Genomic DNA, 24830 nt, shown 5'->3' with positions numbered 1-24830 from the left:
TGATTTTGCGAATGTGGTGTATCCCCTCAGCCAGCGAACAGCACTAAACTAGCTAAATCTCTCCGAAGCTCATAACCCGAATCACAGCCCTATGCCTATCGTTCACCCCCTCAACCAACTTCCTTTTGATTTGGCATCAACCCCTGAAAATGCTAGTTTCACGACTCATCAAAATGCTATTTTTCATTCCAACCAGAGTGACCATACAATTATGAACCGATCGCTTACCTCCTTCCTTCTCCTATTTTGCAGCCTGGCATGCCTTGCACAGGAATACACCACCCTGACCAACCTCCCCTATAGAAATCAAACGGAGCGGAACAGTGATCCTTACATTTCGGAGCGATGTGTCCTGGACCTCTATCACCCTGCCTCCAGTGGATTTGCCACGGTCATCTGGTTTCATGGCGGAGGGCTCACCGGAGGGAATAAGGAGTTACCGGAAGCTCTCCAACAAAAAAACATCGCCATCGTGGGTGTCAACTATCGGCTCAGCCCGAAGGTCAGGGCTGCCACCTGCATAGAGGATGCTGCCGCGGCAGTAGCCTGGGTGTTTAAAAACATTGAACAGTACGGTGGAGATCCGTCAAAAATTTTTGTCTCCGGACACTCTGCCGGGGGATACCTGGCCAGTATGGTAGGACTGGACAAGAAATACCTGCAGGCCTACGGGATAGACGCCAATGACATTGCCGGACTCATTCCTTTCAGTGGTCATACCATCACGCATTTCACCATACGTGAAGAACGTGGCATCCCCGGACATCAGGCGATCGTGGATGAGTTGGCCCCTCTTTATCATGTACGGGCAGATGCTCCCCCCTTGCTGCTCATCACCGGTGACCGGGAGCTGGAAATGCTCGGGAGATATGAGGAGAATGCCTACATGATGCGCATGATGAAGGTGGCCGGCCATCAGCAAACCATCTTGTATGAGATGGATGGTTACGGGCACGGCATGACCTACCCGGCGTTTCCGCTGCTCCTGAACGAGGTGAAGCGAATTGTTAACGGAGAATAGATTTTTAGTCTAATTGACTTAAAAGCAACCTAACACCCCTTTTTCACGATTAATCGTATCATGATAGGATCAGGATTCATCAAAGACATGATCAACTCCACAAGGGGTAATAGGGCGCTAGTTAAAAGCAATGAAACAGGGGTCTACAACAATTTTGACAGAGAGGCCTACCTGACCAAACCAAAAAAAAGAAAAGCTCCCCAGTACAATCAAGCCTCCAAAGCTTATATGAAGCAGCTCAGAAATCAACTGTTGGCTGACAACCTACGAACCTCAAGAATCAGAAAGCTGGTGCTAGCAGGTTCAGTGGCAACGGGGCTCATTCTGTTTTCATTGCTATTTCTTTAACCCCCATGTTATCCCGCTTGGGTATTTTGTCCTCTACTTTCCCTAATTTTTCCGGGTGAAAAACGAATACCTCGATACGCTGGGACTCCAGCCCGGCGCCACCAAGGCGGAAGTAAAGGCTGCCTACAGACGGCTCTCCAAAATACACCACCCAGACATCAGTAAGGATCCCAACGCCAAGGAGAAGTTTATTGAAATCAATGAAGCCTATAATTTCCTCACCAAAGTAGGTCCCACTCCACATCAGGAAACGGTCTCCTATAACTACAACCCTTACGTATCAGAGTATGACCAATGGCGCAAGGAAGCCCGCCGCAGGGCCTGGCAGAAAGCCAAAGAGCAAGAGCGAATGCAGCAGGAAATGATTGTCAAAATTCTCAAGGGCTTCAACGTGGTTGCGCTCCTCATTTTCCTGACAAATGTGGTTCTTATTGTGGACTATATCCTCCCCAAAAAGGAAGAAACTCAGGAAATATTGAGTATCTACAGAGTATACGAGTCAGGACGCCATAGCAAAAAGACCTACCGCTATGACGAAATTCATTTTGAAACCGTCACCATGCTTTTTGACAGGGGCGAAGTAACCACCCTCAAGGATCTGGGGCCTACAGGTCGTGTAGTCACCACCAGACTGTTCCACACGCCTATCGCTGCCTACATCAGTATCGCAGGAAATGAAGAAAGACACGAGCAGATTTATAGTATCTACAGAGTGTTCGGATTCCTGATTCCTGCTATACTTCTTTTTCTGGCACTTTACCGATATGCAGTCACCTCCCTGGATCCCAAGCTCACACTGGCGCTCTTTCTGTTGGCTTTTTTTATGATTCAGCTCTGGATACTCCTTCTGGACTAATCAGAACTTCAGGCAAACGGGCCGTGAAACTTCAATCTCCTGATCGGTATAAGAGAGTAATCCGGTTTTGGGATCTCTGGAAAACACGGTAATGTTATCTGTGTCTTTGTTGGCCACCAAAAGAAACTTTTCGTCTGGAGAAAGTGTGAAATTTCTGGGCCATTTACCTTGTACAGACTCCACACCTATGCGCTCCAACTCACCACTTTCGCCTACTGAGAAAATGGCAATGCTGTCATGCCCTCTGTTGGATCCATACAGGAATTTGCCATCGCTGGACAGGTGAATATCGGCGCATTGACTATGCTCCGTAAAATCTTCAGGTACTGTATTAGCCCGATCTATTTCCGTAAGCCTACCTGTCTCAGTATCCACATCAATGGAAATCACACTGTTCGAAAGCTCATTGATTAAAAAAGCCAGGTTCTTAGTCGGGTGAAATACCATATGCCTAGGGCCATCGCCCGGAGTAAGTTGCAAAGCTGTAAAACCCTCCCCTATGGCTCCATCCACTACCGGGTAACCCACCACCTGATCGATCCCCAAATCCACCACATAGACGAAACGACTGTCTTTGGAGAATAGCGCACAATGTGCGTGAGCAGCTTCCTGCCTGTTGGCAGAGTCCAGCCCAACACCTTCATGCTGATAAGTAGAGGGCTCCCCTACTATACTGCCATCCTCGGCCACAGCATACACCGCTCCGTTACCAGAAGAATAGTTAGCCACTGCCACCAGTTTCTTGTCAGCGCTGAAGTCCACATAGCAGGGATTGATCCCCATGGACGACACCTGATTGATCCGCTGCAGCCCATCCTTGCCCCAGGCATAGGACACCACAGCACCATCTCCGCGCTCCCCTACAGCGTACACATATTTATGATCCGGGCTAATGGACAGATAAGATGGGCTAGCCGCCTCTACAGCCAACTGCAAATCCGAAAGCTCCCCAGTCTGAGGATCAAAGGAGACTTTATAAATCCCCTCACTTGTCTGGTCGGTATAGGTGCCAATCAGCAAATCCATTTTAGTGCTTTTTTGAGTGCAGGAAAGAACAAAAATGCCCAATAGCAGGGCGGTCAGGTGTCGAAAATTCATCATTTTAAAAGTTTTGGTTCGTCAATTTACGCATGCTCTTCAAATTCAGGCAGGATAATGAAAAGAAAAAACATGATCTCCTATTGACTTTTTCTGTTCGCAAACGGCTCGTGTGCCGGTAAATGCAAAAATGGCATATTAATCAACTAAGAAGCTCCTGACCAAATCACGAAACTGCATTACTGCGACCTTCTGGTTCTGAACTCGGATGAAATCCTGAGCGAATCACATGTATTTAGCACACACATCTTTTATGCCTGATTTCTTTCAATTGAAAATGATGTTTCTTAAATTATCCTTTTAAACCTAATTCAAAACAATCATGAAAAACTATCTTAAAATCAGCGCCTATGCGCTCTTGCTACTCCTGCTGGCCTCCTGCCAGGATCAGAACACTCCAGAGCAACCACAACTGGAAGATGTCCCCAATGAAATACTCGACAAAGTAGATGCCCTCGGCTTCAATGCCAACGAAGTGCGCATGTACGATGGCACCCTCTTCATCGAAGGAGACATTGCCATTCCGGTATCGAAACTTGATCAAATGAAACCCGGACAACGAATCCCTACGGAGGAACAGTATAGCACTGACAACCTGGTGGCTGGCAATCCGCGTACCATCAACGTATTTGTAGACATGCCTCAGAAGTACAAAGATGCTACTGACATTGCCAATGCCAGATACAATGCGGAAAGCCTTAACCTCACCTTTCAGCGGGTCACCAGCTCCTCAGGTGCAGACATTACCATCAAGGCCTCTCCCTGGTATTATCGTTTCCTAGGCATTTTGGGGTCGGCCGGATTCCCGGAAAATGGTAACCCCTATCACACCATTCTGATGACACGTGCCTATTATGACAATGTGAGCAATATCAATGGACTGGCGACTACCATTGCTCATGAAATGGGTCATTGCATCGGCATGCGACACACCGACTATATGGACAGAAGCTATAGCTGCGGTGGAGTACCGGACAACGAAGGAGATGGCGGTGTAGGTGCCAATCACATCCCTGGTACCCCTACCGGTCCGGATGCAAACTCATGGATGCTGGCCTGTGGGACTCCCGAAGGTGACCGGCCATTCACCAGCAACGACCAGGTAGCCCTGGACTATTTGTATTAATTCAGTTCTCATATTTATTTTTCAGAAAACTCATGATCGAAAGGTCATGAGTTTTTTAGTGTACTCAAAAAAATTAACCAAACGGTTAACTTTATTTCCATATTCCCGTATATTTGCAGTATGACACAGGAAACTGCCGAGTACAAAATCAAAGAAGCCGCCAAAGATGTCTTCATGGTCAAAGGGATGGCCGGAGCCCGCATGCAGGAAATTGCGGATAAAGCCGGCATCAACAAGGCGCTCCTGCATTACTACTATCGCAGCAAAGAGCTGCTATTCAAAGCAGTCTTCGAAGGGATCATCAAAGCATTTATTCCAAAGATGCTGCAGTTATTCACCAGCGACCTCCCCCTGGAAGCCAAGGTGTATCAAATGGCCGATAAGTATGTGGACTTCCTCTCCGAACATAGAGAAATGCCTCTTTTTATTCTCACGGAGCTCAGAAGAGGCCCCCTGAAGCTTATACAAGCCCTAAATATTGGAGGATTGATAGACCTATCGGTCATTCAGCGCCAGATAGATGAAGAAGTGGCGAAAGGAAATATTCGCCCGATTACTGCACCACAGTTTATGCTCAATTTTGTTTCTATGATGGTATTCCCCTTCGCCGCTGGCCATATGTTCACTGGCATCTTTGGCGTCTCAGAAGAGGAATTTCAAAAGATCATGGAAGCCAGAAGAACCGAAGTTCCCAAATTTATCATGAATGCATTAAGACCATAAAAAAATTTGTCATGAAATTAACCAAAAGGTTAAACCAAACAATTAAACCAGGAATACTCTCACTCATGCTCCTCGCCTCCACTGTCGCTGAGGGTCAGTCTGTGACAGTATACTCTTGCTACGAAATGGCTGAAGACCTGAGCCCTCTCAAACAAAAGGAAATCTACCTCAGCTCCATCAATAGTCTGAACCAGCTCATACAAAACACCCACAACCTTCCCAGAGTAACCCTGGAGGCTTCTGCCTCCTACCAATCGGATGTGTTTGGGCTACCCGCTCGTATTCCAGGCGTGGATTTTCCTACGATCCCTCGAGATCAGTACAACATGTCACTGCAAGTGAAGCAAAAAATTTTCGATGGTGGAGTCTCCAAAGCCTCAAAAGCCATTGAGGCTCTGGATGAGCAAGTGAAGCAAAATGAACTGGATGTTTCCCTTTATCAAATCAGAAATATCATCAACGAACTCTACTTCGGGAGCCTCCGGCTTCATCAGCAGGAGGCCGTGCTCATCAGTTTGCTGGCAGAGTTTGAAAACAAAACCAGCGCCGCACGCGCGGCCTTCAACAATGGTGTGCTCCTCAAAAGCGAGCTGAACGAACTGGCAAAAGAACAACTGAAAGTGAGCCAGCAACTGGTGCAGGTGAGTCATGCCAAGGCCGCAACACTGTCCATTCTATCCACCTGGATCAATCGGGAAATCAGTGCAGAGCAACTGGAACTACCCAGCCCAGTCGAGAATCAAAGCTTCGAATCCATTGACAGGCCGGAGCTCTTACTTTTCGCCACCAGAAATGAAAAGCTATCGGCCATGGCCGACCTAACCTCCACGAAAAATATCCCCAAGCTCTATGGGTTTGCCAATGTAGGGTATGCACAGCCGAATCCGCTCAACTTCTACCACACTGATTGGAACAGCTACTACCTCGTGGGTGCACGACTCACCTGGGGATTGGACTGGGGGGCCTCCAAATACCAAAAGGAAATACTCCTGATCTCCCAGGAAATGACTTTGACCGAACAGGAAAACTTTCTTCGTCAGATCAACAATGACCTGATCAAAAAGCAATCGGAAATCGAGCAAATGAAAGCCACCATTGTGCTGGATGAACAAATCCTGCAAATGCAAAACGAAATTGTAGCTGAAGCCGAAAAACAATATGAAAATGGCACCCGCTCCTCTACTGACCTGCTCACCACACTTCACGAGCAGGCACAGCTGAAAATGAACTTATCTATACACTCCATAGCCCTCGCACAAATGGGTGTAGAACTATTGACCATATCCGGAAACATACCATGAAAAAACTAAGCATATTACTCCTGGGAGCCTTCACACTGTCCTGCTCCTCCACAGATCAAACACCAGATGCCTATGGCAACCTGGAAGCCACAGAAGTTTTTGTGTCAGCCGAAGTTGGTGGAAAAATCATTCAATCCTCCATCCGGGAAGGCAGTCTTTTGGAAGAAAACCAAATCATACTCACCGTAGACACCACGCAGCTTTACCTGAAAAAAGGCCAAACTGAAGCCATGATCTCTGCCCTCAGAGAAAAGCTTCAAAACATACCCATTCAGCTGGAGGTGTATCAAAAAAAGGAACAGCTGCTCCGGCGTGAAGTGCAACGTGTAAAGAATCTGCTGGAAGCCGGAGCTGCCACCCAAAAGCAACTCGACGACCTCTCCGGTGAACTGGAGGTGATCACCCGACAAAGCGAAGCCCTGGAAAGTCAGCTATCCACCACCAATAGAAGTATTCTGTCGGAAATCAAACCCCTCAACTGGCAATTGCTGCAGTTGGAGGATCAGATCACCAGGAGTGCCATCAAATCCCCCATCAGTGGCACGGTACTTCAGAAATTCAAAGAACCGGGTGAAATGGTGATGCCCGGCCAGCCAGTGGCCAAGCTTGCCAACCTGGAGCGCATGGAAGCCCGAATATTCATCACAGGGGATCAACTGTCGTCCATAAAGCTCGGCGGCCAGGCAAAGGTTTCCATCGACGGTACAGAGGGGAATATTGTCTACGATGGCACAATCATCTGGATTTCTGACCGGGCAGAGTTCACCCCCAAGTCCATTCAGACGAAAGCCGAGCGTGTCAATCTGGTGTATGCCGTAAAACTGGAAATGAAAAACGATGGTAGCCTGAAAATCGGGATGCCTGTGGACGTAACCTTCGTCTTATGAAAGCCATCACCATCAACCATCTGAAAAAAGATTTCGGAAAAGTAACCGCTCTGAAAGAAGTGAGCCTGGAAGTGGCTCAAGGGGAACTCTATGGACTCATAGGGCCCGATGGTGCGGGTAAAACTACCATGATCCGCATCCTCACCAGCCTCCTCACTGCCACCGCAGGAGAGGTGAGCGTACTGGGCCTGAATCCCCAAACGGAATACAAGGCCCTGAGACAAAAGATAGGTTATATGCCGGGGCAGTTTTCGCTTTATCAGGATCTCTCGGTAGAAGAAAACCTGAACCTCTTTGCCAGTATTTACGAGACCACCATTGAAGCAAACTACCACCTGGTAAAGGACATCTACCAGCAGATTGAACCATTCAAACACCGCCGGGCCGGGGCCCTGTCCTGAGGTATGAAACAAAAACTGGCACTCTGCTGTGCCATGATCCACCGGCCAGAGATTCTCTTTCTGGATGAACCCACCACCGGCGTAGATGCGGTTTCCCGAAAGGAGTTTTGGGAAATGCTCAAAACACTCAATGCCGGCGGACTGACCATCTTCGTATCCACACCCTATATGGATGAAGCCTCACTTTGCGAAAGAGTGGCGCTAATCCAGGCTGGCGAAATACTGGCTGTGGATACCCCGGAAAATATTAATGAAACCTTCGGAAGGCATCTCTATGCCATCAAAGGAGGTAATAAGCGGGCACTACTCAATGCACTGAAGTCCTTTGAGCACTGCCAGTCTGCGTATTCCTTTGGCTCCAGCATCCACTACACTGACAGCCGCCAGCAGATGGATATCGAGGAGTTGCTCCTCTCACTTCTGGCACAAGGACACTCCGATATTACCATAGAAGAAATTTCACCTTCCATAGAAGATTCATTCATGAAACTAATGACCAGCCATGACTCATGAAGCCGTAATTTCCGTCCAAAATCTCATGAAGACCTTTGGCAGCTTCCATGCGGTCAATGACATTTCATTTGATGTCTATCGTGGTGAAATTTTTGGTTTCCTGGGTGCCAATGGTGCAGGGAAAACCACCGCCATGAAAATGCTTACCGGGCTCTGGAAACCTACTTCCGGCAAAGCCACGGTGGCTGGTTGTGATGTATTCACTCAGGCGGAAAGCGTCAAACGCAGCATTGGCTATATGAGTCAGCGATTTTCCCTCTATGCTGACCTCACTGTGAAAGAAAACATCGAGCTGTTTGGAGGAATCTATGGCCTTAGTACCCGTCACATCAGGGAAAAACGAATCGAACTCCTTTCCAGATTGGCTCTGACAGATTCCGAGCATGAGCTCATCAGCGCGCTGCCATTGGGGTGGAAGCAAAAGCTAGCCTTCTCGGTGGCCATGCTTCATGATCCGCAAATTGTCTTTCTGGATGAGCCTACCGGGGGAGTAGACCCTATTACCAGGCGGCAGTTTTGGGACCTTATCTATGAAGCTGCCGACTTGGGCAAAACCATTTTTGTCACCACCCACTACATGGACGAGGCTGAATATTGCGATCGAATTTCCATGATGGTAGATGGAAAAATCACCGCATTGGGCACCCCGGATGATCTCAAAAAACAATTTCTGGCCAAAGACATGGACGAGGTGTTCATCAAAGTAGCACGACATACCCAACCGATAGGACAATGAAACGATTCGCAGCATTTATCACGAAAGAGTTTTACCACATCCTGCGGGATAAGCGTACACTGGTTATTCTGATCGGGATGCCCACAGTCATGATCATGCTCTTTGGCTTTGCCATTACCAATGAACTCAAAGAGGCCCGAGTGGCCTTTTTCGACCATTCCAACGACCCACAGACCCTGGCCATTCAGGAAAAAATATTGGCCTCCCCCTATTTTTCTCTTTCCGGACAAATCAACTCTCCAGCCGGAATCGAAGACATTTTCAGGGATGGTCAAACCAAGCTGGTGATGGTTTTCGAAAGTGATTTTGGACAAAGGTTAGAAAAAGATGGCCAGGCCAATATCCAGCTGATTGCAGATGCCACCGACCCCAACACGGCAAGTACGGTAGTCAATTATGCGCAGGCCATCATACTGGATTATACCCGGAACTTAATACCCCAACAGAGTACCCCATTAATCAATGTGCAGTCACAAATGCGCTACAATCCGGAACTCAACGGCGTTTATTATTTCGTGCCCGGACTTATCGCCATTCTGCTGATGCTGGTATCAGCCATGATGACGTCTATCTCCATCGCAAGGGAAAAGGAAACCGGCACGATGGAGGTACTGCTGGCCTCACCCATGAAGCCCGCACAGATTATCCTGGCCAAGGTGGTGCCCTATGTCCTGCTGTCCTTTCTGGATGCCGTGCTCATTCTCACCCTTGGCAAATTTGTGTTCGGTGTGCCCATCCTGGGGAGCCTCGGCTTGCTCCTCGGGGTGACCTTACTATTCATTCTCCTGGCACTGTCGCTTGGCATCCTTATTTCCACCGTTTCACCCAATCAACAAACGGCACTGCTCCTCTCACTAATGGGGCTGATGTTGCCTACCATTTTGCTCTCAGGATTCATTTTCCCGATAGAAAATATGCCCTTGCCCCTGCAGGTCATTTCCAATATCATCCCCGCCAGGTGGTTTATCATCGCTGTGAAATCCATCATGCTCAAAGGATCCGGATTCTTGCTCCTTTGGAAGGAGATCCTGATCATGTTTGGATTCATCCTCTTTTTTATTGCCGTAAGTGTTAGAAAATTCAAAATCAGACTGGAATGAGGGTTATACTATTTCTTATCAGAAAGGAATTCCTACAGATATTCCGAAACAAAAGCATCTTGCCGCTCATACTGGTGATGCCTGTGATCCAGCTATTCATACTGTCCTATGCCGCAGATTTCGAAATCAGGAATGTGCGCGTTTTCTGGATGGATGATGACCAGAGTACCTCCAGCAGGATGCTGCTTCAGAAAATTCAGGCATCCGACTATTTTCAGCTGGTCGATCAATCCTTTTCTCCGAAAGCTGCGGATCTGGCCCTGGAGCAGCGCAAAACAGATTTGGTGATCCACATCCCTCAGGAATTTGAACACAACCTTTTCACAGAAGGACATGCTGATATCCAACTGACTGCTGATGCCATAGACGGCACCAAGGCCGGACTGGGGACTTACTACGCCAATCTGCTGATTCAGGATTTCAGTCGTGATTGGCTGGCCAACTATGGAACCAACATTCACATACAAGCCGCATCCATGCCTTCCATCGTGCCCACCTATTCCTTTTGGTACAACCAGCACCTCAACTATAAGACTTTCATGGTTCCCGGTATTCTGGTGATGCTTGTCACCATGATCGGGGCGTTCATATCCGCCATGAACATCGTGCGTGAGAAGGAGCTGGGAACCATTGAGCAACTGAACGTCACCCCCATCAGAAAGTATCAGTTCATTGCTGGAAAACTGATCCCACTTTGGATTCTTGGACTATTCATCTTCACTGTTGGTCTGGTGGTGGCCAAGCTGGCCTTTCATGTCCCCATCATAGGAAGTCTTTTTCTTATCTATGGATTCACGGCGATCTACCTGGTCATGATCCTCGGCCTTGGGATGCTCATTTCTACCTTCACCAATACCCAACAGCAAGCCATGTTCATATCCTGGTTTTTTCTGGTGATTTTTATCCTGATGAGTGGGCTATTCACGCCGATCGAAAACATGCCTCCATGGGCTCAAAACCTGACACTCATCAATCCCATTCGATATTTCATAGAAGTCATTCGTCTGGTCATGCTGAAGGGGGCAGTCTTCCAGGATGTTAGCCTCCAATTCGTGGTTATCGGATTGTATGCCATAATCATCAATGGACTGGCTATTTGGAATTACCGAAAGACCGTGTAATCTTCTACTTTTGAGGAAGATCAAGAGATATGACCTTCCTCGAAACCACAGCCCTCAACACAGCCCAAAAGGAAGCTGTAATGGCACTTTGGAACAAAGAATATCCAACCACACTTGCTGTGACCACTGTAGCGGATTTTGATGCCTACCTCCAAAACCTGATTAATCACAATCATCTGCTGGTGATAGACGACCAGAACCGAACCGTGGGCTGGTTCTTTACTTTCGAGCGGGATGCTGAAAAATGGTTTGCAATGATTCTGAGTGCTGACGTACAAGGTCAGGGGCTAGGTTCACAGCTGCTTTCGCGAGCTCAACAAAAGCATGACACCCTGAATGGCTGGGTAATTGATCATGAAGACTACAAAAAATCCAATGGCCAGCCTTACCTTTCTCCGGTTACTTTTTACTTAAAAAATGGGTTTGAAATACTGAACCTCACCCGACTGGAGACTCCAAAACTCTCTGCCGTAAAGATGCGATGGAGAAATCAGCTTTAAACCCTAGTCCACCACATTCACCGCATAGGTTTCAGAAGTGATCTGTGAATGTGCCACTCCTCCTTCTTCTGTGGCTTCTGCCAAAGAACCTGAAAAAGATCTGGATATGCTCATTCCGCATTGTCCCAACAAGGTCGCCTGAATATCCGCAGAATCGATTTCAATGAAGGTGGCGTTGACCAGGCCTATGGAAGCATAAAAATCACCCCCATCACCTGATAGGTGAAAAGTGATGGTTTCACCTGACTTCAGAGGTGCTCCCTCCCAGGTAATCCTGGCTCCTTCTGCAATGGATAGTTCGGTCAAAGAGGACGGCAAATCAATATCAGCAGGCAGCGACAAGGTATTTCTATACACCACACCATCATTGTTGGTATAAACAAAAGTACCGCTGGGCACCTTTGTACCATAGCTCTTCTGATAATCTACTATCCCCAGGATCTCGGTTTCCTTCATACGATCATCATCAAAAGTGATACTACTCGGGGAGTTGATCTTCAAAAAAGTAGAGCCAAACAAAAAACTCGCAGAGGCCGTGGTTTTACGGTCTCCGGCATTATAAGCAAGTGTATAATTGGTTTCAATTCGCTGCTGATTGACATCTGCAGCATCTTCAGACTCACAGGAAGTCCAGACAATCAAAGACATCAGGAGTACAAGGAATAATGGGCGGGTGGAGGTCATGGCTGTGTATCTTAATTGGATTTCAAAAAAGACACTTCAATCTAATAATTCGTTGGGACAAAAAGAAGGCCCGGCTCTCCGAGCCGGGCCTTCAATCTACTAATTTGAACAACAACTATTTCCTGGTGATTTCCTGAATGGCCCTATTCGGAACCAACACCTTATTTACTTTTTCCACGATGATTTCTTCAACCACCTGAAATTTGGCTTCTGCTCTTATATCTTCACTGGAAGCCCCTATTTTCACACTATATTCACCGGGTTCTACCACCCATACTGAGCGGTCACTGTCAAATGAAGCGAGATCCCGGGCATCAAGACTGAAGTTGAGTGCTTCACGTTCACCGGGCTTTAGAACCCTGGTTTTTGAAAAAGCTTTCAACTCAAGCGCAGGCTTATCCATAGAAGTCCCCGGAGCAGTGATATACAATTGCACAGATTCCTTTCCTTGAGTATCGCCGGTATTGATCACCTCCACCGCCACAAACATCCTTTCTTGAAAAAACTCTGAACCCAATGCAAGCCCGTCATAAGAAAATGAGGTGTACGAAAGTCCATATCCAAATGGATATGCTGTTTTCACCCCGAACGTTGTGAAATATCGATATCCGACATAAATCCCCTCTTCGTATACCACCTCCGAAGCCTTGCCCAGCGACATAGGCCCCATCATCACTTCTTCTGCGCCAGGCAGTGCTTCACCCGGAAAGTTTTTGGTACTTAAAATATCTTCATAGGCCATCGGAAAGGTAGTAGGCAATTTTCCACTCGGGTTAACTGCACCAATCAGCACATCCGCCAGTGCATTGCCAGCCTCCTGCCCCCCTTGCCATGCCAGCACAATCGCATCTACCTGATCCCTCCAGCTGGCTGTTTCGATCACATTGCCAATATTGAGCACCAATACCACCTTTTTATCTACCGCATGATAAGCGGCCGATACATTGCGAATAAGCTCCTTTTCACCATCAGTGAGGTAATAATCGCCCTCCAGTGTTCGGTCCTGAAACTCACCAGAGTTTCTACCTATCGTGATCAGTGCCAGATCACTTTCATTTGCATGGGCGGCTATTTCTGCCTTTTGCAAGGGTCGCTCCGCTATGGGTGGAAGTAACTCAAAGAAAAATTTCTTTTCCGGCTGCTTGGCCTTCTCCTGTGCGATATACTTTTGATAATCCTCCCTAAGTGCCCCACTCACCAGGTACTTAGCTCGGCCCAGCCCCTCAACCAGGGAAACAGTGTAGGCCTCATTCACGTCACCACTACCCGACCCTCCTGCAATAAAATCATAAGAACCATTTCCAAAGGCGGCAATTTTTATACTGGGGTCTTTCAGAGGCAATATATCATCGTTCTTAAGCAAAACCACCCCTTCTGCAGCTGCTTCTCGTGCCAATTCAGCATTGGCCTTGAGGTTTGGCTGATCACTATAAGCATATCCTAAAAATGATGGAGACTGTAATACGATCTTTAAAATATGACGAACATTCTCATCCAGCACGGCCTCATTCAACACCCCATCCGATACAGCTGCGAGAATGGCCTGGCGCTGATCTGGTCTTCCGGGCATCAAGAGATCGTTCCCCGCCTTCATCTGTGCCACCGCATCTTTACCCGCAAACCAATCAGTCATCACCAGGCCCTCAAAGCCCCACTCTTCTCTCAATACAGTATTTAGAAGCTCACCATTCTGTGAAGCGTACGTTCCATTGAGTTGGTTATAAGCACTCATGATGGTCCAGGGCTGGGCTTCCTTCACTGCAATTTCGAATCCTCTCAAATAGATTTCCCTGATCGCCCGCTCGCTCACTATAGTGTTGATCTGCATTCTGTTAGTCTCCTGATTATTGGCTACAAAATGCTTCACAGAGGTACCTACACCATTTGACTCTACTCCATTCACAATGGCGGCCGCCATCTTCCCACTCAATACCGGATCTTCTGAGAAATATTCGAAATTTCTACCCGCCAGAGGATTTCTGTGGATATTCATAGCCGGAGCCAGCAAAACATCTACCCCATATTCTTTCACTTCATTGCCCATAGCCTGTCCCACCCGGTTCACGAGATCAGGATTCCAGGTGGAAGCCAGTACCGTCGCGATCGGAAATGCAGTACAGTAGTAAGTGTTGTTATCCAAACTGTCACGAACAGGGTCTATTCTCAATCCCGCAGGCCCATCTGCCAGCACAATAGACGAAATACCCAAAGATGGAAGTTCCAAGGTACTGCCCGCTGCACCCTGCACTTTATCCTTACGCTCTGCCATGGACATACCAGGAATGTTCATACCCATGCCCACGACCAACCCCACTTTTTCTTCGAGAGAAAGCCGTGGCATGATATCAGCCACACGCTCATCGAGGGAAGCTTTGGGATTCTCATAGAGATCCATTTTCCCATTTTTATTTAAATCAGAATAGGTTGACTCCTGATTTTCAGTGCCGCATCCCAACAGGATGAGCAGACTGAGGGTATAAAATTTATTCATAGCTATGTTTCCTTATTGCGTCGTTATGACACAAACATAATACTTAATCATTATTTTTCATCAACTTTGCCTGCGAAAAGGATAAGTGCGTATGCAGACAGAAAATTTCCACCCTGGTTTATCTATTGACTGTGTGATTTTTGGATTTCACGAAAACGAGCTGAAGGTTTTACTTCTGAAGCTCAAAAAGGACGACCGGTGGGCATTGCCAGGAGGATTTGTGGAGAAGGATAAAGACGTAGACTCTGAAGCCGTACGTGTATTAAAAAAGCGAACTGGTCTGGATCATATTTTCCTCAAGCAATTTCACCTCTTTGGAGATGTCGATAGGATCGAACCGAGCCACTCCGACACCATGGTCAAAAAAGGGGTGATCCCACCGGAACTGAAAGGATGGTTTGATCAACGATTTGTTACCGTGGGGTATTATGCACTGGTAGAATACTCTCGGGTGAAGGCCCCCACTCCTGACCTCACCAGCGAGCGCTGCGATTGGCGGCCACTCAGTGACCTTCCGCCAATGATGCTCGATCATGCTCAAATCCTGAAAAAAGCTCACCAAACTCTGAAAAAAGAACTTAATGATCAACCAATAGGGCTCAATCTTCTACCCGAGCACTTTACCATGCCAGAGCTACAAGCCCTGTATGAAACCGTACTGGAGAAGTCCCTGGACAGGAGAAACTTCAGAAGGAAAATGCTGAGTTACGATATTCTGATTCAAACTGACCTTCAGCGTAAGGGAGGGGCTCATAAGGCACCGCTGCTTTATAAGTTTGACAAGGAAAAGTACAACAACGCTATACTGAGCGGATTACAATCCGGGTGGTAACCCTAACCTCTTGATTTACAGGGATAAATTTTGTTACTTACGAAATGCCGCCTGCATCTCACGTTTACATTCATGAGGATATATCCTCTATTCAGGAGCTCTATTCAGACCTCACAGAGGACTTATCGGCCACACCTTTGGTGATTGATTTTTTGACCGCTTCGGCCGAAAAACTGTTACATGCACACCGAACCAACCTCCATGCTGCCTTCGTGGAAATCCGCAATGGCCTCCCTCAGTTCGCAGGTAAAAGCATAAGTGAAATATTCAACTATGCCTTTACCATGCTGGACGCACGTACCACGGTGGCCAGACTCCATGGGTTTGAGGATTGGGAAGAGGTAGAGCGGCATTCTGAAAATTCTTTCAACCTGGAATTTGAAAAAGCGGTAGATCTGCTACTGGGTGGAGAGGTGGAGCACCTGAGTCAATTACTCCGCACTCATCCGGAATTGATCAAAGCCAGGTCACCATTTGGACACCAGGCCACACTACTCATATACTGCGGTAGCAATGGTGTGGAAATGAGAAGGCAGGTGGTCCCCGACAACCTGCCTGAAATGGTGAATCTCCTACTGGCCGAAGGGGCAGAAAAACACGCCAAGGCCCGGGTATATGGTGGGCAATTCACCACCTATCAGCTTGCCGAAAGTAGCGCCCATCCACATGATGCCGGTATCATGGATAAGTTACTTCGGGTCTTAAAGTGACATGGTTTGAGTTAGACTTTGGTTTATGGGATTAATTAAGTAATTTCTTGAATCATTCTTAGAACCATGAAAAAACTCATCCAACCACTAGCACTATCTATCTGTATGATGCTCACGATCACTGTGCAGGCACAGGATCCTAAAGTATCATTTCTGAATGGCAACAAAGCACTGAGCCAGGGTAATCTGGACAAAGCCATTGCTGACTTCAAAGAAGCGGTCAATCTGAAAAACGACTATCAGGACGCCTGGTATCAACTAGGGCTCACCTTCAACTACGCCAGAAGGTGGGAAGAAGCCGTCTACTCTTTTTCCAGACTCAAAGCGCTCAACCCCAATTACAACCCGTGGTTTTACTACGAGGCGTGCAGAGCACTGATCGAACTGGACAAACTACCAGACGCACAGAATGCGGCAACAGCATTTTTAGAAAAGTATCCCAATAAACCAAAAGATCAGCTCAGCAGACACCAGGCTCTTACCAAACTGGTATACGCCAGAGAAAGTCCCGGCCTGAGAATGCTTCCAAAGAGCATGACGGACCCTGTGCCCCTGAGTGCAATCAACAGCCCATCGGGAGACTACATGCCGCAGGTGAACCCTACAGGCACAAGACTCTACTTCACCAGTGTGCGGCAGGGCGGATTTGACAACCTGGACGACAGTACGCGCATGATGGATTTTGGCGAAGACCTTTATTTTTCCATCCTCGAAAACGGCACCTGGAGTGCTCCGAAACTACTTCCAGAACCACTGAATTCCATGGGGGATGATTTTGGATCGGCATTTACCGGCGACGGACAAATGATGGTCTATGTGCGCTGTGGAGACAAAGAGAGCATCGGCAATTGTGACCTGTACATTACCCAGCTCGTAGGCACTGATTGGTCCGAACCCATGAATATGGGAAATGTGGTCAATAGTGACGACTGGGACTCGCAGCCTACCATTAGTTCGGACGGTAACCGCATCATCTTTACCTCCGCAAGAACGGGTGGCTATGGCGGCTCTGATATCTATATGGTGGAAAAAAATCATCTGGGCGAATGGGGCGTCCCGCAAAATCTGGGAGGTACAGTGAATACACCTTTCAACGAAAACAGCCCCTACCTGGCGCCCGATGGTAAAACCCTCTACTATGCCAGCAACGGCCACCCGGGATTTGGAGGAATGGACATCTTCTATTGCATTTTTGAAAATGGTAAATGGTCCAAACCCATCAACCTGGGTGCTCCGCTCAACTCCTCCGGGGATGACACCAACTTTAGTATATCGGCAGAGGGCATGGGTTATTTCTCTTCCTCACGGCTAAATGGAGAAGACTATGAAATCTTTCAGATAGAACTTCCTGATCACCTGAAACCCAAGCCAACCGTGGTGGTACAGGGGATCGTGTCCAATGCCAAAACCAGTGCACCGCTGGAAGCAGTGGTGCTCATAGAAGACATCAACTCAGGAGAGCTCATCAGTGTCAACAAAAGCAACTCATCCAGTGGCGAATACCTGGTGGTGTTGCCTGCCGGCAGAGACTACAGCGTTTCGGCTAGCAGTAAGGGCTTTTTCTTTTATTCGCAGAGTTTTGAATTACCTAAGGATACCACCTATCAGGAGATCAGCCTCAATATCATGCTCGAGCCAATTGAGAAGGGAACCAAGGTAGTACTGAACAATATATTCTTTGAAAGTGGGCGAGCGGAACTTAAACCCATCAGCTATGTAGAGCTCAACAAAGCCGCGGACTTATTAAAGGACAATGCCACCATGATCATAGAAGTAGGTGGCCACACGGATAACCTGGGATCAGATGAACTCAACCTTTCTCTTTCACAAAAAAGAGCCAATGCCGTGATGGAATATCTGAAACTGGCGGGAATTGAAGAAACCCGCCTCAAAGCCAAAGGTTATGGAGAAACACAGCCCATCGCCGACAATAGCACGGAGGAAGGTCGCGCCAAAAACCGCCGAACGGAATTTGAAATCGTAGAGTTTTGAGTTCAATCATCACAACATCGTATGCATAAATCCATGATATTTGATTGATTGTTTCCCTCAGCATTAAGTTTTCCAATAATTATACGGTTTACGTAAACTTCTTTTAGAGGAGCGGCGTTAAACTTGCCAAACCTAAATTTTCAATAATAAACTTTACATCAAATTATGGCTTTAAGAATTGGAGATGATGCACCCAACTTTCAGGTGGAAACCACTGAAGGTGCGATTGATTTTCATGAATGGTTGGGAGATAGTTGGGGAATCCTCTACTCACACCCTGCTGACTATACCCCTGTGTGTACCACAGAGCTTGGAAGAACGGCCCAGTTGGCACCGGAATTTGCCAAGCGAAACACGAAAGTTCTGGCAGTGAGCGTGGACGATCTGGAGTCTCACCAGGGCTGGATCAAAGACATCAATGAGACGCAAAACACCGAAGTAAACTTCCCGATCATTGCTGATCCGGATAGAGTGGTGGCCAATCTATATGATATGATCCACCCAAATGCCTCCGCTACTGCGACCGTTCGTTCGGTATTCTTCATTGGTGCAGATAAGAAAATCAAGGCTTCGCTCACCTACCCGGCCAGCACCGGACGTAATTTCGCGGAGATCCTGAGGGTCATTGACTCTCTGCAGCTGACTGCCAACTTCAGTGTGGCTACTCCTGCAGACTGGATACAGGGACAGGATGTGGTGATCACACCGGCGATCAAGACGGAAGACATTCCGGCAAAATTCCCGAAAGGACACACCATCATTAAGCCTTATTTGAGGATGACTCCTCAACCAGATAAATAAGCTCTTAAAAGGCTATTCATCCAAATTGGATTGACTGAAAACAAGGCGCCCGCAAAATTTTCAATTTTGCGGGCGCCTTTTGTTTGAGTATGTAAAGTCTTTCATTCTCTCCTATCTGTAATTGCTCTCTCCTGGGTGAGATTTGGCAATCCCAAAGCTGCCTCTACTGCCGCGTAATCCGAGAAATCCACTCGACCCGAATTCCAGAATTCGCCGGGCACCACCACTACCCTGGCTATCCAGGCATCCGTATCTATTGCTCCCAGCCAATCCAGCGGAAACTCAGCATCCAGAAATAACCTCACATCATATTTAGAGTGGTCGTAGTTGTAGATCAGCAGCCCATCATCGGTGATTAGCGTCTGATCCAATTGGCGCCATACTTCCACCACTTCATTATTGGCATTGGTATAAGTATCCCATAAAAAATAGACCAGTGCTACGTCAGAATCAAACCCCTCGAAGTTGTCCGGATAAGCCAGTATTACTTCATAGTCGGGAGCTGTGAAGTTGATGTTTTCCCATTCAAAAACGAACCCCGACTGACCGTCAGCTCCCTTGGGACCGATAGGGCCTTGAGGACCTGTGGGACCCTGTGGTCCAATACTGGTCTCTGAGTAACAAGAACTTAGCATCACCAGTAGGCCTAATGCGAAAAATTGTACGGTAGCTTTCATAATATTAATGTTTGATTCAGGTAGACTTTACCAAACATTGTTCCACTTTGTGGTTTGAAAGAATTTATTCACTACATTTGATCCAATTTTTAACAATTTATTTTATTACAATGAGTACTGGAAAAGTAAAATTCTTCAATGATTCTAAAGGTTATGGTTTCATTAAAGAAGATGGATCAGAAAAAGAATACTTCGTACACGTATCCGGTCTTATCGACGAGATCAGACAGGATGACGAAGTAACCTTCGAGTTGCGTGAAGGTAAAAGAGGATTAAATGCAGTTGATGTTAAGCTTGCTTAATAATTAATCATAAAAGTATTTTAATCATTGCTGGCCCCTGACTTTAACGTCAGGGGTTTTTTTGTGGCTTTTTCAAAATAGAGGCCCTTTGCTGATTCACTTCCAGCTGAAAGATATCAGGTCGACTGTAGTGCCCGGATACATCCAAACTCAGTCTGGCTGCCCGTACTTTCTGATGATCAATCTCCACATAGAAGATCCCTTCCTGATCGATCACTGGCTCTAACAGCCAGCTACCATCCGGTGCTGCCACGCAGCTTCCGCCGTTGGCCAATGTTCCGCTCATTTGATCCTTCATCAAATGAGACTGTGGTAAATCATCCGTGATGTCCTTATCTGTAAAAAGTCCGCAGGCTGCCACCACATATGATCTTGATTCCCTGGCAATCATCGGAATGAGATCCCTGGTATTGCGGTCATTACCCGGCCAAACAGACACATGTAGATCTTCGCCCTGAGCATATAAAGTAGCCCTGGCTAAAGGCAGCCAGTTCTCCCAGCAATTGAGTCCACCTACTGTGAATGGAGCCAATGAATGAGTTACCAGACCATTTCCATCACCCATGGCCCACACCAGCCGTTCTTCATAAGTGGGCATTACTTTGCGGTGAGCAGATTGAATGATACCCTGTTGATCTATGTATACCAGCGTACAATACAGGCTTCGTCCCCTGTCTCGAGGCTGCTCAATGACACCTAAATAGATGGCAATTTTACACTCAGAGGCAGTTGCACACAGGCTATCCAAATCCCCATGCTCTATACAAACGGCCTCATTCACATAATGAGCAAAAATCTCCTGCTGAATCGCACTTTCAAAAACTGCTCCGTCTGTCTTCTCCACCCAAAAAGGATACCCCGGCACCAGAGCCTCTCCAAAAACCACAAGCCCTGCTCCGCTGCCAGCAGCCTCTTTGACGCAGTGAACTACCTTCTGCAGAGTGGCTTCCCGATGAAGCCACTCCGGTGCGATCTGCGCAATGGCTATTTTGAGTAGATCAGACTGGCTCATCTCACGGTCTCAAAATCTCCAGGCTATGGGTAATCTTGGTGGATTCGTTGATCGTAGCTGCCACCGAACAGTATTTTTCTACCGCCAGGTTCACCAGCTTCTCGGCCTCTTCCTCCTGCAAATCCGGTGAAGTGAATGTGTACTTCACATGGATATCTGTAAATTTCTTGGGGTACTCCTCACGTCTCGTACCGTCTATTTCACCAGAAAACGCCACGAGGGTTTTCCTTCTTTTCTTCACCATGGCCACCAGGTCAACAGCCGCACAGGAAACCACCCCCGCAAGAAGGAGCTGCATAGGCGACATGGCCTTTTTATCTTCAGCGGCCAACATGTCTATTTCTATCCTATTGCCGGATTCATTCACTGCAAAATATTCCTGGTCGGATTTAAAACCCATCTTAATTTTCATCGTGCTCATACTCGGTTATGCTAATTAGTTTAATGTTTTGTCCTTTTTGTGATTTTTAAAATTTACGGCGGCAAATATTCGGTTGATCCTAAATATTTCCATTTATAAGTAACATTTTCCCCAATCTTCTTGGCTTATGTCCTGAGTGACTTACTTTTGCCGATTCAATAGTAACAAAGTCAGGGTCATGATTATTCCAAAGGAGCCAAAGTTAACAAAAGAGCAGTTTGAAGAGGTCGTTTCGATCGTAGAAGAGTACGGCTGTCGAGTACAACCAATAGAAGGACACCACAGAACGATATATGCGGTGCTGGGTGATGAGCGGGAAACCATCATGGTCACCCGTATTCTCGGTTTGGATTATATCGACAGGTTTGATGCAGTGGATACTCCATTTAAATTAATGGACATTAAATCTGAGCTGGCACACCATAAAATTAAGATCGGGAACATAATTCTTGGTGAAGCTCCGTTTATCATCGCTGGTCATTGTACCATCGACCCAAAAAATCCCAACTTGTTTATCGAGTCGGCACACGCCATGAAGGAAGCGGGAGCAGCGGCTATCAGAGGTGGGGTATGGAAACCACGAACTATGCCTTACGCATTTCAGGGTGACGATGCTTCCATGAAAATATTGATTGAAGCCAAAGAGCAAACTGGTTTGCCCGTGGACACTGAAGTGATGGATGAGCATCAGCTGTCCATCGCTGTGGAGGCAGGTGTAGATATTCTGCAGATCGGTGCAAGAAACGCACTGAACTACTCCCTGCTCAAAAAAGTAGGTCAGGAAACTGCCGATAAGCAAATCGCGGTGTTGCTTAAAAGATCTATGGGTATGGGCCCTGTCAATGAATTCATTGCGGCCTCAGAGTACATCGCGGCAGGTGGCAACCCGGACGTGATGCTTTGCCCAAGAGGTACATCACCTACTATGGACGGATATAGAAATTATCCTGACGAATGCATCACACCGCTCCTGAAAGAAAAAACATGGGCACCGGTGATTGTGGATCCTTCGCATTCGGTGGGTAGAGCCAAGTATGTACCTTCTGCCGCCATGGCCGCCATGGCTTATGGAGCCGATGGGGTGATTGTGGAATCACACTGCGATCCTAAAAAAGGTATTGGTGATGACCCTAAACAAGCCATCACTCCGGATGTATTGAAAAAGCTGATCCAGGACATCCACCAGATCTGGGAAATCAGGAAGCACTATAAGAAAGAGCTCCCTGTAACAGTATAAAACCAAAAAAGGCTGCCGAATGGCAGCCTTTTTTGTTCAATTCGACTTGTCAACTCAGAGTTGCACCACCAGGTAATTGGTGCTCTTCCAAAAGAGCTTTTTATCCGAAATCACCAGCTGAGTTTTATCCTTGGTAGAAGTAAGGCTGTAGCTACCTTCGGGATGCTCGGTGATGAGCTTGATCGATTTGGCGTTAAACTCCAAAGCACTGGTGCTGTCCTTTCTGATAGCAGAAAACAATTGATCTTCGCTATTGGCATTGAGTACCTTCACCTGACCAAGGCCAATGAATCCACCTTCTTTATCCACGATTCCTTTTTGCTTCAAGTCCTTGGAAGATCCAGCAAAATAATAGGCGCGATTCAGGATATTATTTAACTCCTGTGTAAGAGCCAACTGCTTCTCATAAGCCAGCTCCAGCTCCTCCACGTCTGCTTCCAATTCACTTTTCAGTACTACAAATTCCGCCTCCTTTTCTAAAAGCATTCGAGCCTGAGCCTTGATTTCATTGTTGAGGGCCAAAACTTCCTCACTCTGGTCACCGTATTTTTTCCTCATCTCATTCAGGCTTCTGTCCAGCGCGATCAGTTTCAGCTTGGAGTTATCCATCAAAGCTTTGATGGAAGCAATCCGTGCCCTTATCATCTCTTTGGTGTCCGCGTTGCCTTTTCCATCTTTACCCACTTTACCCACCATGGTCGCATTGACATCAATAGACTTCAGGTTTTCATCCACTTCTTTCAAAAACACTTTATACCCTTCTATAGAGGCATTAAGTTTCTTGTTTTGAGACTGAAACGTCTCATTTTCCTGCTTCAGCTTCAACGTTTCCGCTTTGAGGTTTTCATTTTCCTTCTTCACCTTGGTATTACAGCTGCCCAGTAATACGATGAGTGCGATTCCTATAATTTTCGTTTTCATTTTTTTAGAGATGATGCATATACGCAACAATCATATGAGGGTTCAGTTATTTCAACACAGAAATCAACTAAAAAATCCCTCTATCAAAAAAGCCTCCAAATGGATCATTTTGGAGGCTTTTGAAAGGAAAATAATTCAAAAAAAATAGCAATCTCAGAGAGATTTGTGTGAGCTACAATTCACGAACCCATATGTTTCTAAACTGCATGCGGTCACTGTGATCCTGTAGTACCAATGGCAGCTTCTCAGGATGCGCTATGTAATAGGGGGTGCCGATGAAACAGGTAGGACCCAAAAGTTCCACATTATTCTGAACGAGGATTCCATTGTGAAGAACAGTCACTTTGGCCGGACTTACCACCCCGCCTTTCTCAGAAAACTTGGGTGCCATGAAAATGATATCATAAGTCTGCCACTCCCCGGGTTGGGTAGAGGCATTGGCCAATGGAATGTGCTGCTTGTAGACAGACCCTACCTGACCGTTGCTATAAGTGGGATTTTCATATCCATTGAGTACCTGTACTTCATACATCCCCATGAATATCACTCCGCTGTTTCCTCCGGCCTGGCCTGTTTTATCAGCCGGCATTTTGGGGGCTCTCCATTCCAGGTGAAGCTGCACATCGCCAAAAGCTTTTTTGGTAGCAATGGCTCCGGTGCCAGGGGCCACTTCCAGGGCATCTCCAATGATCGTCCATTCAGCCGGCGCTCCTTTGTAATCGGGATCGATCAGAGGAATCATGACCTTAAAACCATCCATTTTCACCGGAGATCCAAACTGAGCCTTTTGCCACTGACTTTGATCTTTCCCATTGAATAGCACAATAGCATCTGAGGGTGCTCCTGAGTTGGCGCGGGGAGTAACGGTGGGTACGTCCTTGTAGAGCTCGGTGATTTCCCAGGGTTTGGTCTTATTGAGTTCGTCCCAGTTGGGCTGAGGTATGTCCTGCGCCACCAGTGTGGCTGAAAGTGTGATGAAGAAAATTGAAAAAAGTGTTTTCATGAATTGAGTTTTTATT

Annotated in this window: 27 protein-coding genes; 19 read left to right on the top strand and 8 right to left on the bottom strand. The window is 47.0% G+C overall.

Translation table 11 applies throughout. The annotated features are described in order from the left end of the window. The first annotated feature begins 211 nt into the window (after nt 1-211). The 3 genes from ACHKAR_RS13125 to ACHKAR_RS13115 are packed head-to-tail and all read left to right on the top strand — an operon-like array spanning nt 212 to nt 2225. Entirely contained in the window at nt 212-1021 is an 810-nt protein-coding gene (locus tag ACHKAR_RS13125) for an alpha/beta hydrolase (protein WP_395417730.1), read from the top strand. A gap of 60 nt (nt 1022-1081) precedes the next feature. Next, complete coding sequence (locus tag ACHKAR_RS13120) at nt 1082-1369, top strand: hypothetical protein (protein ID WP_395417729.1); 288 nt, start codon at nt 1082-1084, stop codon at nt 1367-1369. A gap of 55 nt (nt 1370-1424) precedes the next feature. After that, nucleotides 1425-2225, top strand: coding sequence for a DnaJ domain-containing protein (locus ACHKAR_RS13115; RefSeq protein WP_395417728.1), 801 nt, complete (start codon nt 1425-1427; stop codon nt 2223-2225). On the opposite strand, the gene ACHKAR_RS13110 is transcribed toward ACHKAR_RS13115, so the two are convergent. Then, complete coding sequence (locus ACHKAR_RS13110; RefSeq protein WP_395417727.1) at nt 2226-3326, bottom strand: lactonase family protein; 1101 nt, start codon at nt 3324-3326, stop codon at nt 2226-2228. It abuts the gene before it with no gap. A gap of 319 nt (nt 3327-3645) precedes the next feature. On the opposite strand from ACHKAR_RS13110, the gene ACHKAR_RS13105 reads away from it, so the two are divergent. The 10 genes from ACHKAR_RS13105 (at nt 3646) to ACHKAR_RS13060 (ending at nt 11731) form a co-directional block, all read left to right on the top strand. Then, nucleotides 3646-4449: a M57 family metalloprotease gene (locus ACHKAR_RS13105; protein WP_395417726.1), complete on the top strand. Its 804-nt coding sequence runs from the start codon at nt 3646-3648 to the stop codon at nt 4447-4449. Nucleotides 4450-4569: 120 nt separating this feature from the next. Then, on the top strand, nt 4570-5172 hold the full coding sequence (locus ACHKAR_RS13100; protein ID WP_395417725.1) for a TetR/AcrR family transcriptional regulator: 603 nt from the start codon (nt 4570-4572) through the stop codon (nt 5170-5172). An 11-nt stretch (nt 5173-5183) separates the two neighbouring features. Beyond that, a complete protein-coding gene (locus ACHKAR_RS13095; protein WP_395417724.1) occupies nt 5184-6473 on the top strand; it encodes a TolC family protein in 1290 nt (429 codons plus the stop codon). Continuing rightward, on the top strand, nt 6470-7360 hold the full coding sequence (locus tag ACHKAR_RS13090) for an HlyD family secretion protein (RefSeq protein WP_395417723.1): 891 nt from the start codon (nt 6470-6472) through the stop codon (nt 7358-7360). Before ACHKAR_RS13095 ends, ACHKAR_RS13090 begins: the two co-directional genes overlap by 4 nt. Beyond that, nucleotides 7357-7761, top strand: a complete 405-nt coding sequence (locus ACHKAR_RS13085; RefSeq protein WP_395417722.1) for an ATP-binding cassette domain-containing protein — start codon at nt 7357-7359, stop codon at nt 7759-7761. Before ACHKAR_RS13090 ends, ACHKAR_RS13085 begins: the two co-directional genes overlap by 4 nt. 3 nt (nt 7762-7764) lie before the next feature. Continuing rightward, nucleotides 7765-8274 (top strand): ATP-binding cassette domain-containing protein, encoded by a 510-nt coding sequence (locus tag ACHKAR_RS13080; protein WP_395417721.1) that lies wholly within the window; start codon nt 7765-7767, stop codon nt 8272-8274. After that, the gene (locus tag ACHKAR_RS13075) at nt 8264-9010 is read left to right on the top strand and encodes an ABC transporter ATP-binding protein (RefSeq protein ID WP_395417720.1); all 747 of its coding nucleotides are present in this window, start codon (nt 8264-8266) and stop codon (nt 9008-9010) included. The genes ACHKAR_RS13080 and ACHKAR_RS13075 overlap by 11 nt, the downstream gene beginning before the upstream one ends. Then, nucleotides 9007-10110: an ABC transporter permease gene (locus ACHKAR_RS13070; protein WP_395417719.1), complete on the top strand. Its 1104-nt coding sequence runs from the start codon at nt 9007-9009 to the stop codon at nt 10108-10110. The genes ACHKAR_RS13075 and ACHKAR_RS13070 overlap by 4 nt, the downstream gene beginning before the upstream one ends. Next, a complete protein-coding gene (locus ACHKAR_RS13065; protein ID WP_395417718.1) occupies nt 10107-11231 on the top strand; it encodes an ABC transporter permease in 1125 nt (374 codons plus the stop codon). Before ACHKAR_RS13070 ends, ACHKAR_RS13065 begins: the two co-directional genes overlap by 4 nt. A gap of 29 nt (nt 11232-11260) precedes the next feature. After that, nucleotides 11261-11731 (top strand): GNAT family N-acetyltransferase, encoded by a 471-nt coding sequence (locus tag ACHKAR_RS13060; protein WP_395417717.1) that lies wholly within the window; start codon nt 11261-11263, stop codon nt 11729-11731. 3 nt (nt 11732-11734) lie between these two features. Here the strand turns inward: ACHKAR_RS13060 and ACHKAR_RS13055 are convergent, their stop codons facing one another. Further along, a complete protein-coding gene (locus tag ACHKAR_RS13055) occupies nt 11735-12415 on the bottom strand; it encodes a hypothetical protein (RefSeq protein WP_395417716.1) in 681 nt (226 codons plus the stop codon). Nucleotides 12416-12530: 115 nt separating this feature from the next. Next, nucleotides 12531-14906, bottom strand: a complete 2376-nt coding sequence (locus tag ACHKAR_RS13050) for a glycoside hydrolase family 3 N-terminal domain-containing protein (RefSeq protein ID WP_395417715.1) — start codon at nt 14904-14906, stop codon at nt 12531-12533. 91 nt (nt 14907-14997) lie between these two features. Here ACHKAR_RS13050 and ACHKAR_RS13045 point away from each other — a divergent pair, with 91 nt between their 5' ends. The 4 genes from ACHKAR_RS13045 (at nt 14998) to ACHKAR_RS13030 (ending at nt 19241) form a co-directional block, all read left to right on the top strand. Continuing rightward, complete coding sequence (locus tag ACHKAR_RS13045) at nt 14998-15738, top strand: NUDIX hydrolase (protein ID WP_159584871.1); 741 nt, start codon at nt 14998-15000, stop codon at nt 15736-15738. 44 nt (nt 15739-15782) lie between these two features. Next, nucleotides 15783-16448 (top strand): low molecular weight phosphatase family protein, encoded by a 666-nt coding sequence (locus ACHKAR_RS13040; protein WP_395417714.1) that lies wholly within the window; start codon nt 15783-15785, stop codon nt 16446-16448. A 66-nt stretch (nt 16449-16514) separates the two neighbouring features. Then, nucleotides 16515-18440: an OmpA family protein gene (locus ACHKAR_RS13035; protein WP_159584873.1), complete on the top strand. Its 1926-nt coding sequence runs from the start codon at nt 16515-16517 to the stop codon at nt 18438-18440. Between the two features lie 165 nt (nt 18441-18605). After that, a complete protein-coding gene (locus tag ACHKAR_RS13030) occupies nt 18606-19241 on the top strand; it encodes a peroxiredoxin (protein WP_159584875.1) in 636 nt (211 codons plus the stop codon). 101 nt (nt 19242-19342) lie between these two features. Here ACHKAR_RS13030 and ACHKAR_RS13025 read toward each other — a convergent pair whose 3' ends face one another. Then, nucleotides 19343-19918 carry a collagen-like triple helix repeat-containing protein gene (locus tag ACHKAR_RS13025; protein WP_395417713.1) on the bottom strand — a complete coding sequence of 192 codons (576 nt, stop codon included), beginning with the start codon at nt 19916-19918 and terminating at the stop codon, nt 19343-19345. 110 nt (nt 19919-20028) lie between these two features. Between ACHKAR_RS13025 and ACHKAR_RS13020 the strand changes: the two genes are divergently transcribed. Further along, nucleotides 20029-20220, top strand: coding sequence for a cold-shock protein (locus ACHKAR_RS13020; protein WP_159584877.1), 192 nt, complete (start codon nt 20029-20031; stop codon nt 20218-20220). 49 nt (nt 20221-20269) lie between these two features. Here ACHKAR_RS13020 and ACHKAR_RS13015 read toward each other — a convergent pair whose 3' ends face one another. Continuing rightward, nucleotides 20270-21232 (bottom strand): carbon-nitrogen hydrolase family protein, encoded by a 963-nt coding sequence (locus tag ACHKAR_RS13015; RefSeq protein ID WP_395417712.1) that lies wholly within the window; start codon nt 21230-21232, stop codon nt 20270-20272. A gap of 1 nt (nt 21233) precedes the next feature. Then, on the bottom strand, nt 21234-21644 hold the full coding sequence (locus tag ACHKAR_RS13010; RefSeq protein WP_255465555.1) for an OsmC family protein: 411 nt from the start codon (nt 21642-21644) through the stop codon (nt 21234-21236). Nucleotides 21645-21831: 187 nt separating this feature from the next. Here ACHKAR_RS13010 and ACHKAR_RS13005 point away from each other — a divergent pair, with 187 nt between their 5' ends. Next, complete coding sequence (locus ACHKAR_RS13005; RefSeq protein ID WP_159584878.1) at nt 21832-22890, top strand: 3-deoxy-D-arabino-heptulosonate 7-phosphate synthase; 1059 nt, start codon at nt 21832-21834, stop codon at nt 22888-22890. Nucleotides 22891-22944: 54 nt separating this feature from the next. On the opposite strand, the gene ACHKAR_RS13000 is transcribed toward ACHKAR_RS13005, so the two are convergent. Both ACHKAR_RS13000 and ACHKAR_RS12995 read right to left on the bottom strand, forming a co-directional pair. Beyond that, the gene (locus ACHKAR_RS13000) at nt 22945-23811 is read right to left on the bottom strand and encodes a Cbp1 family collagen-binding glycoprotein adhesin (protein ID WP_395417711.1); all 867 of its coding nucleotides are present in this window, start codon (nt 23809-23811) and stop codon (nt 22945-22947) included. A 172-nt stretch (nt 23812-23983) separates the two neighbouring features. Further along, the gene (locus ACHKAR_RS12995; RefSeq protein ID WP_395417710.1) at nt 23984-24814 is read right to left on the bottom strand and encodes a 3-keto-disaccharide hydrolase; all 831 of its coding nucleotides are present in this window, start codon (nt 24812-24814) and stop codon (nt 23984-23986) included. Nucleotides 24815-24830 lie beyond the last annotated feature (16 nt).

The organism is Marinoscillum luteum, from assembly GCF_044005705.1.
GTDB classification, from domain to species: Bacteria; Bacteroidota; Bacteroidia; order Cytophagales; family Cyclobacteriaceae; genus Marinoscillum; species Marinoscillum luteum.
The sequence above is the reverse complement of the archived record's forward strand: the minus strand, read 5'-3'. Positions and strand labels throughout refer to the sequence as shown.

Excerpts from the sequence above, each read along its gene's own strand:
- ACHKAR_RS13125 (WP_395417730.1), top strand. The coding sequence starts at position 212 with ATGAACCGATCGCTTACCTCCTTCCTTCTCCTATTTTGCAGCCTGGCA.
- ACHKAR_RS13120 (WP_395417729.1), top strand. The coding sequence starts at position 1,082 with ATGATAGGATCAGGATTCATCAAAGACATGATCAACTCCACAAGGGGT.
- ACHKAR_RS13110 (WP_395417727.1), bottom strand. The coding sequence starts at position 3,326 with ATGATGAATTTTCGACACCTGACCGCCCTGCTATTGGGCATTTTTGTT.
- ACHKAR_RS13105 (WP_395417726.1), top strand. The coding sequence starts at position 3,646 with ATGAAAAACTATCTTAAAATCAGCGCCTATGCGCTCTTGCTACTCCTG.
- ACHKAR_RS13100 (WP_395417725.1), top strand. The coding sequence starts at position 4,570 with ATGACACAGGAAACTGCCGAGTACAAAATCAAAGAAGCCGCCAAAGAT.
- ACHKAR_RS13095 (WP_395417724.1), top strand. The coding sequence starts at position 5,184 with ATGAAATTAACCAAAAGGTTAAACCAAACAATTAAACCAGGAATACTC.
- ACHKAR_RS13090 (WP_395417723.1), top strand. The coding sequence starts at position 6,470 with ATGAAAAAACTAAGCATATTACTCCTGGGAGCCTTCACACTGTCCTGC.
- ACHKAR_RS13085 (WP_395417722.1), top strand. The coding sequence starts at position 7,357 with ATGAAAGCCATCACCATCAACCATCTGAAAAAAGATTTCGGAAAAGTA.
- ACHKAR_RS13080 (WP_395417721.1), top strand. The coding sequence starts at position 7,765 with ATGAAACAAAAACTGGCACTCTGCTGTGCCATGATCCACCGGCCAGAG.
- ACHKAR_RS13075 (WP_395417720.1), top strand. The coding sequence starts at position 8,264 with ATGACTCATGAAGCCGTAATTTCCGTCCAAAATCTCATGAAGACCTTT.
- ACHKAR_RS13070 (WP_395417719.1), top strand. The coding sequence starts at position 9,007 with ATGAAACGATTCGCAGCATTTATCACGAAAGAGTTTTACCACATCCTG.
- ACHKAR_RS13065 (WP_395417718.1), top strand. The coding sequence starts at position 10,107 with ATGAGGGTTATACTATTTCTTATCAGAAAGGAATTCCTACAGATATTC.
- ACHKAR_RS13060 (WP_395417717.1), top strand. The coding sequence starts at position 11,261 with ATGACCTTCCTCGAAACCACAGCCCTCAACACAGCCCAAAAGGAAGCT.
- ACHKAR_RS13055 (WP_395417716.1), bottom strand. The coding sequence starts at position 12,415 with ATGACCTCCACCCGCCCATTATTCCTTGTACTCCTGATGTCTTTGATT.
- ACHKAR_RS13050 (WP_395417715.1), bottom strand. The coding sequence starts at position 14,906 with ATGAATAAATTTTATACCCTCAGTCTGCTCATCCTGTTGGGATGCGGC.
- ACHKAR_RS13045 (WP_159584871.1), top strand. The coding sequence starts at position 14,998 with ATGCAGACAGAAAATTTCCACCCTGGTTTATCTATTGACTGTGTGATT.
- ACHKAR_RS13040 (WP_395417714.1), top strand. The coding sequence starts at position 15,783 with ATGCCGCCTGCATCTCACGTTTACATTCATGAGGATATATCCTCTATT.
- ACHKAR_RS13035 (WP_159584873.1), top strand. The coding sequence starts at position 16,515 with ATGAAAAAACTCATCCAACCACTAGCACTATCTATCTGTATGATGCTC.
- ACHKAR_RS13030 (WP_159584875.1), top strand. The coding sequence starts at position 18,606 with ATGGCTTTAAGAATTGGAGATGATGCACCCAACTTTCAGGTGGAAACC.
- ACHKAR_RS13025 (WP_395417713.1), bottom strand. The coding sequence starts at position 19,918 with ATGAAAGCTACCGTACAATTTTTCGCATTAGGCCTACTGGTGATGCTA.
- ACHKAR_RS13020 (WP_159584877.1), top strand. The coding sequence starts at position 20,029 with ATGAGTACTGGAAAAGTAAAATTCTTCAATGATTCTAAAGGTTATGGT.
- ACHKAR_RS13015 (WP_395417712.1), bottom strand. The coding sequence starts at position 21,232 with ATGAGCCAGTCTGATCTACTCAAAATAGCCATTGCGCAGATCGCACCG.
- ACHKAR_RS13010 (WP_255465555.1), bottom strand. The coding sequence starts at position 21,644 with ATGAAAATTAAGATGGGTTTTAAATCCGACCAGGAATATTTTGCAGTG.
- ACHKAR_RS13005 (WP_159584878.1), top strand. The coding sequence starts at position 21,832 with ATGATTATTCCAAAGGAGCCAAAGTTAACAAAAGAGCAGTTTGAAGAG.
- ACHKAR_RS13000 (WP_395417711.1), bottom strand. The coding sequence starts at position 23,811 with ATGAAAACGAAAATTATAGGAATCGCACTCATCGTATTACTGGGCAGC.
- ACHKAR_RS12995 (WP_395417710.1), bottom strand. The coding sequence starts at position 24,814 with ATGAAAACACTTTTTTCAATTTTCTTCATCACACTTTCAGCCACACTG.